Raw genomic sequence first — 8,709 nt, 5'->3', positions numbered from 1 at the left:
TAGCGTTTAAAGTACATGGCATGTTTGCTGCTTCTGTAACACACATTACGCCATTAGCAATTAATTTTTTAGCATCTTCTTCATTGAGTTCATTTTGAGTGGCGCATGGAATTGCAATATCAACTTTGGCTTCCCAAGGACTTTTCCCTTTGTGAAAAATAGCATTAGGGTAACGCTCAATGAATGCTTCAACTCTATTGTCTCCGCTGGCTCTCATTTCCAGCATATATTCAATTTTATCTCCAGAAATTCCTTCTGCGTCATAAATATAACCATCGGGACCAGAAATAGTAACTAGTTTGCCGCCAAATTCATTTACTTTTAAAGCAACTCCCCAAGCAACGTTTCCAAAACCTGAGATAGCAACTGTTTTTCCTGCTATTTTTTCCCCTTTTGTTTTTAACATTTGTTCGGTGAAATAAACCACCCCAAAACCGGTTGCTTCTGGACGAATTAACGAACCTCCATATGCTAAACCTTTTCCGGTTAACACTCCAGTAAATTCATTTCTAATTCTTTTATACTGACCAAACATGTAGCCAATTTCTCTAGCTCCAACACCAATATCGCCTGCAGGCACATCTAAATCGGGACCAACATGGCGACATAGTTCAGTCATAAATGATTGACAAAAACGCATTACCTCACCATCTGATTTTCCTTGAGGGTCAAAATCAGATCCTCCTTTTCCACCACCCATTGGTAATGTGGTTAAACTATTTTTAAAAACTTGCTCAAAAGCTAAAAATTTTAGGACAGACAAGTTTACTGTTTTGTGAAAACGAATACCTCCTTTATAAGGTCCAATTGCTGAATTCATTTGAATTCTGAATCCTCTATTTACTTGTACTTCTCCTTTATCATCTACCCACGGAACTCTAAAAATGACTGCTCGTTCTGGTTCGGCAATTCTTAATAATAAATTTTTTCCATCATATTTTTTATTTTCTGCGATGAAGGGGATAACGGTTTCTGAAAATTCTTTAACTGCTTGTAAAAATTCTGGTTCGTTAGGGTTTTTTTCGGCAACTAGTGCCATAAAATCATTAATTCTTTGGTTCATAATAATAAAAAAATAGTTTAGGTCAGGGCTTCAATTTATTTCGTTTTTTTGTACTATAACGATTTCGTAAATTTGAGTTGGCAAATATACATTTTAAAAATTACTTGATAAATTTTTAATAAAATTTGTGTTGTCTACGAAAAATAAAGAAAACAAATGTTATTTGAGTGCTTGCTCTAAATCCTTCAATAAATCTTCTATGTCTTCGATTCCAACACTTAACCGGACTAAATCATCTGAAATACCTACTTCTTTTCTTTTATCTTCAGGAATAGAAGCATGTGTCATTAAAGCTGGATGATTAGCTAATGATTCTACTCCGCCTAATGATTCTGCCAAGGTGAATACTTTCAAATTTTCTAAGAATTTAATGGCATCTTCTTTTTTACCCGATTTAAAAGTAAAGGTTACCATTCCACCAAAACCGCTCATTTGCTTTTTTGCGATTTCATGAAAAGGATGCGATGTTAATCCGGGATAATATACTCGTTTTACTAAAGGATGATTGTCTAAATATGCGGCTACTTTTTCACCGTTTTCGCAATGACGTTGCACACGTAAATGCAAGGTTTTAATTCCTCTTAAAACTAAAAAGGAATCCATTGGTCCTAATATACCACCAGTTGCAAATTGTTTGAAATGTAGTTCTTCACCCAGTGCTTTATCTTTGATTATTAAAGCTCCTGCAATTAAATCTGAATGACCTCCTAAATATTTGGTTGCCGAATGCATTACAATATCAGCACCTAAATCTAAAGGTTTTTGTAAATAAGGCGTTGCAAAAGTGTTATCCACTGCAAACAAAATTTGATGCTTTTTAGTAATTTGTGCAATTGCCGCAATATCGGCTAATTTCATTAACGGATTGGTTGGCGTTTCTACCCAAACTAATTTGGTGTTTTCATTGATTAACGATTGGAAATGGTCCAAATCGTTCATATCTACAAAATGAAATTTGATCCCGCTATCTTTATATAATCTTGTAAATAATCGATATGTTCCGCCATATAAATCGTCCATTGCAATGATTTCGTCACCTGCTTTGAACATGCGTAACAAACAATCAGTTGCAGCTAAACCTGAAGCAAAAGCCAATCCTCTTGCCCCGTTTTCGATACTTGCTAAAGCGTCTTCTAATGCGGTTCTTGTAGGATTTGCGGCTCTACTGTATTCATAATCGCCTACTGGTTTTCCTGGGCTTGTTTGCACGTAAGTGGACGTTTGAAAAATAGGCGGCATAACGGCTCCCGTTATTTTTTCATGATGTTGCCCACCATGTATGGTTTTAGTATTGAATTTCATTCGGATTTATTTTTTTACAAAATTACTGATTTTTAGAATTCAAAAGGCTGTATTTTTGTAACATAAAATAAAAATCTATAAAATGAACAAAATATATTATTTGGCTTCGTGCGATACGTGCCGAAAAATCATCAAATCGTTACCCAATTCAAATAAGTTAACGTTTATAGATATTCGTGAAAATCCAATTTCTGAAAGCGATTTAGAAGAAATGTACCAACTTTCAGGAAGTTACGAAGCATTATTCAGTAAAAAAGCACAATTATATAAATCATTGGGTTTAAAAGATAAGAATCTAACCGAAGTTGATTTCAAAAAATATCTTTTAGAGCATTACACATTTTTGAGTCGTCCTGTTGTTCTTTTTAATGATGAAATTTTTATCGGAAACACACAACCCAATGTTCTTAAATTAACGAAAGCTCTTCAAAGTGTCTAAAAGAAATTGGGCTTTATTTGCCGCTACCTTAGTTTCCATTATTTATGGTATAACCTTTACAATTGCTAAAGATGTTATGCCAAAATATGTCGACGCTTTCGGATTCATTGTCATGCGCGTTGGTGGTTCGGTGGTGTTATTTTGGTTGATATCCTTTTTCGGACCCAAAGAAAAAATCGCCAAAGAAGATTTTCCTCGCATTGTTGCCGCTGCGTTCTTCGGAGTAGCTTTCAACATGCTCACTTTTTTCAAAGGATTAAGTTATACTTCGCCGATTATGGGAGCCGTTTTAATGGTCATCACGCCGATGATTGTCTTGATTTTATCGGCTTTCATTATGAAAGAGCGGATGGAAAACCGAAAAATTTTGGGCATCATTTTAGGCTTAGCCGGAACTGTAACTTTAATTTTATACGGAAAATCAGTAGTTAATGCCACCAATGCGAGTTTAGGAAATTTATTGGTTTTTGTAAATGCGGTTTCCTACGCATTTTACCTAATCATCGTGAAAAAATTAATGGATAAATACAACGCTTTTACCTTTGTAAAGTGGATTTATACGTTTGGTTTCTTGATGGTATTGCCTTTTGGTTGGAACGAATTTCAAGCGATAGATTTTGCTCACTTACCAACTGATATTTTCTGGAAAATTGGTTTTGTAGTCGTGTTTTCAACCTTCTTAACCTATTTGCTGAATTTAGTTTCCATGCGAGAACTCAAGCCAACAACAGTAGCGGTTTTTATCTATTTACAACCAGTTTTTGCTACAGTTTTTGCCGTAAGTTTAGGAAAAGACGATTTAAGTTTTGTTAAATTGATTTCGGCAGTGTTGATATTTGTCGGAGTTTATTTGGTTACGCAGAAAAAGTAGGCAGTCTCAGTTAACAGTCACAGTATAGTATTGAAAACTGCGACTGCGACTGAAAACTTTTTCATATCTTTGAAGATATTTTAATACAATTATGATACAATCCATGACGGGTTTTGGGAAAGCTTCTTTGCAATTACCAACCAAAAAAATTACCGTAGAAATCAAATCGCTAAACAGTAAAGGTTTAGATTTAAATACACGTATGCCTTCTGTTTTTCGTGAAATGGAACTGGGTTTACGCAATCAAATTTCGCAATGTTTAGAACGTGGTAAAGTAGATTTTTCTCTTTATGTAGAAGTTACAGGCGAAGAAACGAGTTCGAAAATTAATGTGCCAATTGTAAATGGCTACATGAATCAAATGAAAGCGGTACTTCCAAATGCTGATGAAACCGAATTACTAAAAATGGCTGTTAGAATGCCCGATGCTTTAAAAACCGAGCGCGACGAAATCGATGCAAATGAGTGGAAACAAATTCAAACCGTGATCAATGAAGCGTTAGAAAACATCGCGAATTTTAGAAAAGACGAAGGTGCTTCTTTGGAAAAAGAATTCCAATTAAGAATTGCCAACATCAATAATTTAATGAATGAAGCGGTATCGTTCGATGCCGAACGTGTGGAAACGGTAAAAACTCGTTTAAGAACTGCTTTAGACGAATTAAAAGTGAACGTTGATGAAAATCGTTTTGAACAAGAATTGATTTTTTATTTAGAAAAATACGATATTACCGAAGAAAAAGTGCGTTTGGGCAACCATTTGAATTATTTTCTAGAAACCCTTAACGGAATGGAAGCCAACGGAAGAAAATTAGGTTTCATTACGCAAGAAATGGGAAGAGAAATCAACACTATGGGGTCAAAATCCAACCATACCGAAATGCAAAAATTGGTAGTGATGATGAAAGATGAATTGGAAAAGATTAAAGAGCAAGTTTTAAACGTTCTTTAAGAGAAAATAATAAAGAAAATAGACGACACAACTAAACAATGCAAAAAGGAAAATTATTAGTATTCTCTGCGCCATCAGGTTCAGGAAAAACAACCATAGTAAGGCATTTATTAGCCCAACCCGATTTAAATTTAGAATTCTCTATTTCTTGTACTACACGTGCGCCTCGAGGGGAAGAAATTGATGGAAAAGATTATTATTTTATTTCGTGGGACGAATTTAAAAAACATATTAAAGCTGAAGAATTTGTGGAATGGGAAGAAGTATATACTGATAATTTCTACGGCACTTTAAAAGCCGAAGTTGATCGAATTTGGGCTTTAGGAAAACATGTAATTTTTGATATTGATGTAGCTGGAGGCTTACGGATAAAACATAAATTCCCAAATGAAACATTAGCTGTATTTGTAAAACCCCCAAGCGTTGATGAACTAAAACGCCGTTTAAAGCAACGTTCTACAGAAAGCGAAGACAAAATTAACATGCGCATTTCAAAAGCATCTGTAGAATTAGCTACTGCACCACAATTTGATACCATCATTAAAAATTATGATTTAGAGGTAGCCAAGCAAGATGCGTATCAATTAGTGAAAGATTTTATAAATAAAGAGTAATTAGTAAAAAGTGATTAGTAATTAGCTTAAAATGAATGAAATAAAATCATATAAAGATTTATTAATCTGGAAAAAAGGAATTACAATTGTAAAATTAGTTTATCAACTTGTAAAAACTTTTCCTCAAGAAGAAATGTATGCGCTTTCGAGTCAATTAAAAAGAGCTTCTGTATCAATTCCTTCAAATATTGCCGAAGGTTATGGTAGAAATACAGATAAATCATTTAGTCACTTTTTAGACATTGCTAGAGGTTCTTTATTTGAAATTGAAACACAATTAATTATTGCGAAAGAATTAGGGTTTATTACAAATTTCGAATTATTTAAAGAATTATTAAATCAAATTGAAGAAGAGTCAAAAATGATTAACGCTTTTTCTAAAACTCTTAAAGCTAATCACTAATCACTCTTTACTAATCACTAAAATAATGAAAATCGGATTGTATTTCGGAACGTTTAATCCCATTCATATTGGGCATTTAATCATTGCTAATCATATGATAGAGCATTCTGATTTGGATCAAATTTGGATGGTGGTTACTCCGCATAATCCGCACAAGAAGAAAAGTACTTTACTGGATGATTACCAAAGATTGCATATGGTTTATTTGGCTACCGAATATATTTTAAAAATCAAGCCGTCTGATATTGAATTTAAATTACCGCAGCCGAATTATACGGTTAATACTTTAGCGCATTTACAGGAAAAATTTCCCAAACATGAATTTTCATTGATTATGGGAGAAGACAACTTGAATTCGCTTCACAAGTGGAAAAATTATGAAACGATGCTAAAAAACCACGAAATTTATGTCTACCCGAGATTGAATTCTGGTGAAATTAATGAGCAATTTGTAAATCATGCAAAAATTCATCGAATAGGCGCGCCGGTTATTGAATTGTCTTCAACCTTTATTCGCGAAAGCATTAAAATGGGTAAAAATATAGATCCTATGCTGCCTCATAAAGTTTCGGAATATTTAGCGCATAATAACTTTTATAAGAAGTAATTGGTTTTCTCTTATTAGTATTCTGTAAAATTTACTTATTTATTATTTCTAGTATTGCTTTATTATTGAATGATTTAAGCAGTATTTTTCCTTCTTTATTTAGTAAAAAATAACTTGGATTTGAATAGGCATTTAAACTATACTGGTAGGCTCTATTTTGATCTAGTGATTTCAAATTAATTGCTGATTTTTCCAGCTGATTTTTCTCTAAAAATTCCATCCATTTATTTTCTTCTCGATCATTTAAAATAGTTACCCATTGCGTATTTTTTATTGGATATTTTTCTTTTAAGTTGTCCATAAACTTTTTAATTTCTGGCATTTTGTCAATACAATGTTGGCAAGTAGGGCTAAAAAAAGTTACTAATGTAAAATCGTTTTTAGCATAAATTTCTTGAATTGTAGTTGTAATACTGTCTTTTGTTGAAAAAGTTAATTCGGGAAAAATACTGAGTAACGGCACTTTTTTATTGGATTCAAATTCGTTACTATATTTGTTCATATCTGTGTCTGAAAAGGCTTTGCAGGTGTTGTCCTTAATATACTTTTCATACAAATGGTTGTAGGTTTCTTCGAGATTATTACTTTCAAAAAAAGCGATATTAGCTACCAAATATTTTGTGAAAATTGTAAAATTTTGTGTTTTACAATCGAGTCCTTTCAATAATTTATCGATATGTTTTTTATAGTTTTCATTTGTAATTTGCTGAGCAGTTACAAACTTATAAAGTAACTTATTGATATTGGGTAAAAAAGCAAGCCTTTTTTCGGAAGGCTGAACTTGATCAAAAAAAGTAGTGTAAAACGATTCTTGTTCTTTTACGTCGTCTGATTTTTGGGTGCCAATTTTATTTTCGGCCCACAAATAAATCTGTAATACCGAATTTGGATACTTTTTAATCAATTCATTTCGTAAAGCTGGCACATCTGCTTTTGGAGCGTTTTGATAAGCTACAAAGTCCTTATTTAGTTGATTAGACGCTATGCTCCAGGATTTAGAATTAGTGTTTGCTATGGTTCCATTAATTATACTTCCGTTATCAAGAGCTAATTCAAGAAAATTATTTGGATTTGATTTCAAAGCCAACCGATAGATCGCGCCCACAATTTTTTTTGACTCTTTAAAAACTACTTTTTGATTAGTGTTTTTAATTACAATGCTATCCGTAACAAAGCTTTTTTTATTTGTGCCGTATACAAATGAAAGTTGGAGGGTTTCGTTTGTTATGTTTTCCGTTTTAATAGTTATTTCATAACCCTGCTGTGTGACGCTTTTGTTGCTTTGCTTTTTTTGAGCAAAACATGAAGAAATGACAAAAAAAAGAACAATTATTTTTATATTATTTTGTATACTACTCATTTTTGTTTTGATCATTGGCAACTAAATCATCTATAAATTTAGTTGCATTAGGGTAACATTTTTTTAATAAATTAATGGTGTTTATATGAGGCCGCTTCTTTTTCATTTTAAGAAGTTGTAAATAAAATTTTATAACATCTTCTTTATTGAAGTCTGGCTCTAACAAAACTTTTTTTCTAAAAATATTATAAATATTTTTCATCCCTAAAATTTATATTAAAATTTAATCGATTATTATAAATTCTGACCTTCTGTTTTCTTGATGTTGTTCCTCAGTACAAATAATGTCATCAGCACATTCGTTTACTAATTTTGATTCTCCATAACCTGAAGCTTTTAATCGCTCTGGTTCGATGCATTGATTAATCAACCATTCTCTTGTAGCGTCGGCTCTTCGTTGTGATAATTGCTGATTATATGTTGCTGCACTTCGACTATCGGTATGCGAACGAACATCGATATTCATTTGCGGATATTCTTTCATGATGTCTGCAATTTTTTGTAATTCTAGCGCTGCATCTTCCCGAACAAAATGCTTATCTAAATCAAAATAAATAATGCGAATGCCTAATATTTTTGCTAAATCAACCTCAGACAATTCCAATTCTTTTTTCTTAAGCTTGAAAACTAAATTTGTTACTTTACCATTAAAAGTAATTGGCCCTTCATAGGTTTCAAAATCGGGATGTGTAATTGTAATAAAGTACTTTTTTTGTTGCTCTAAGTCGGAAAATTCAAATTTCCCTTCTTTTGAGGTTAATTGTCCTATTTGGACTTTATTTTCATCCAATAAAATAACTTGTGCTTCAACAGGTAGACTTGTTGCTTCTTCTATAACACTGGCTATTACTTTAAATATTTTAGGGATTTCTAATGTTTTGTAGCGATAAATATCATCTTTTCCTTTATTATCTTCAGGGCGATTTGAAGTGAAAAAACCGTCTTGAGTTTGGTCATTATAAATCAATCCAAAATCATCTTGTGGCGAATTTATGGGTTGCCCAAACGTTTTTATTTCTTTGTATTCACTATCTAAATGAACATAATATAGGTCTAATCCACCTAATCCAGCTCGGGAATCAGAAGCAAAAGTTAGTA

Annotated in this window: 11 protein-coding genes; 6 read left to right on the top strand and 5 right to left on the bottom strand. The window is 32.6% G+C overall.

All coding sequences use genetic code 11. The annotated features are described in order from the left end of the window. Positions 1–1,063 (bottom strand): NADP-specific glutamate dehydrogenase (gdhA, locus tag ACIQZC_RS06995; RefSeq protein ID WP_396138519.1); only part of this gene is annotated, 1,063 nt, incomplete at its 3' end. Positions 1,064–1,222: 159 nt separating this feature from the next. Further along, on the bottom strand, positions 1,223–2,365 hold the full coding sequence (locus ACIQZC_RS06990; protein WP_396138518.1) for a cystathionine gamma-synthase: 1,143 nt from the start codon (positions 2,363–2,365) through the stop codon (positions 1,223–1,225). Positions 2,366–2,447: 82 nt separating this feature from the next. Between ACIQZC_RS06990 and ACIQZC_RS06985 the strand changes: the two genes are divergently transcribed. From ACIQZC_RS06985 to nadD, 6 genes are all read left to right on the top strand, one after another. Continuing rightward, a complete protein-coding gene (locus ACIQZC_RS06985) occupies positions 2,448–2,804 on the top strand; it encodes an arsenate reductase family protein (protein WP_396138517.1) in 357 nt (118 codons plus the stop codon). Then, positions 2,797–3,675 carry a DMT family transporter gene (locus ACIQZC_RS06980; protein WP_396138516.1) on the top strand — a complete coding sequence of 293 codons (879 nt, stop codon included), beginning with the start codon at positions 2,797–2,799 and terminating at the stop codon, positions 3,673–3,675. The genes ACIQZC_RS06985 and ACIQZC_RS06980 overlap by 8 nt, the downstream gene beginning before the upstream one ends. A gap of 91 nt (positions 3,676–3,766) precedes the next feature. Continuing rightward, the gene (locus ACIQZC_RS06975) at positions 3,767–4,627 is read left to right on the top strand and encodes a YicC/YloC family endoribonuclease (RefSeq protein WP_396138515.1); all 861 of its coding nucleotides are present in this window, start codon (positions 3,767–3,769) and stop codon (positions 4,625–4,627) included. Positions 4,628–4,665: 38 nt separating this feature from the next. Beyond that, a complete protein-coding gene (gene gmk / locus ACIQZC_RS06970) occupies positions 4,666–5,241 on the top strand; it encodes a guanylate kinase (RefSeq protein ID WP_396138514.1) in 576 nt (191 codons plus the stop codon). A 31-nt stretch (positions 5,242–5,272) separates the two neighbouring features. Further along, the gene (locus ACIQZC_RS06965; protein ID WP_396138513.1) at positions 5,273–5,644 is read left to right on the top strand and encodes a four helix bundle protein; all 372 of its coding nucleotides are present in this window, start codon (positions 5,273–5,275) and stop codon (positions 5,642–5,644) included. A gap of 25 nt (positions 5,645–5,669) precedes the next feature. Continuing rightward, positions 5,670–6,251, top strand: coding sequence for a nicotinate (nicotinamide) nucleotide adenylyltransferase (gene nadD / locus ACIQZC_RS06960; RefSeq protein WP_396138512.1), 582 nt, complete (start codon positions 5,670–5,672; stop codon positions 6,249–6,251). Positions 6,252–6,282: 31 nt separating this feature from the next. On the opposite strand, the gene ACIQZC_RS06955 is transcribed toward nadD, so the two are convergent. The 3 genes from ACIQZC_RS06955 to ACIQZC_RS06945 form a co-directional block, all read right to left on the bottom strand. Beyond that, complete coding sequence (locus ACIQZC_RS06955) at positions 6,283–7,611, bottom strand: TlpA family protein disulfide reductase (RefSeq protein WP_396138511.1); 1,329 nt, start codon at positions 7,609–7,611, stop codon at positions 6,283–6,285. Next, positions 7,604–7,813 carry a hypothetical protein gene (locus tag ACIQZC_RS06950; RefSeq protein ID WP_396138510.1) on the bottom strand — a complete coding sequence of 70 codons (210 nt, stop codon included), beginning with the start codon at positions 7,811–7,813 and terminating at the stop codon, positions 7,604–7,606. The genes ACIQZC_RS06955 and ACIQZC_RS06950 overlap by 8 nt, the downstream gene beginning before the upstream one ends. A gap of 21 nt (positions 7,814–7,834) precedes the next feature. Further along, positions 7,835–8,709, bottom strand: an 875-nt coding sequence (locus tag ACIQZC_RS06945; protein ID WP_396138509.1) for an OmpA family protein, incomplete at its 5' end; no start/stop codon positions are given.

Source organism: Flavobacterium sp. (assembly GCF_044338735.1).
In the GTDB taxonomy this organism is placed as follows: Bacteria; Bacteroidota; Bacteroidia; order Flavobacteriales; family Flavobacteriaceae; genus Flavobacterium.
The sequence above is the reverse complement of the archived record's forward strand: the minus strand, read 5'-3'. Positions and strand labels throughout refer to the sequence as shown.

Excerpts from the sequence above, each read along its gene's own strand:
- ACIQZC_RS06990 (WP_396138518.1), bottom strand. The coding sequence starts at position 2,365 with ATGAAATTCAATACTAAAACCATACATGGTGGGCAACATCATGAAAAA.
- ACIQZC_RS06985 (WP_396138517.1), top strand. The coding sequence starts at position 2,448 with ATGAACAAAATATATTATTTGGCTTCGTGCGATACGTGCCGAAAAATC.
- ACIQZC_RS06975 (WP_396138515.1), top strand. The coding sequence starts at position 3,767 with ATGATACAATCCATGACGGGTTTTGGGAAAGCTTCTTTGCAATTACCA.
- gmk (WP_396138514.1), top strand. The coding sequence starts at position 4,666 with ATGCAAAAAGGAAAATTATTAGTATTCTCTGCGCCATCAGGTTCAGGA.
- ACIQZC_RS06965 (WP_396138513.1), top strand. The coding sequence starts at position 5,273 with ATGAATGAAATAAAATCATATAAAGATTTATTAATCTGGAAAAAAGGA.
- nadD (WP_396138512.1), top strand. The coding sequence starts at position 5,670 with ATGAAAATCGGATTGTATTTCGGAACGTTTAATCCCATTCATATTGGG.
- ACIQZC_RS06955 (WP_396138511.1), bottom strand. The coding sequence starts at position 7,611 with ATGAGTAGTATACAAAATAATATAAAAATAATTGTTCTTTTTTTTGTC.
- ACIQZC_RS06950 (WP_396138510.1), bottom strand. The coding sequence starts at position 7,813 with ATGAAAAATATTTATAATATTTTTAGAAAAAAAGTTTTGTTAGAGCCA.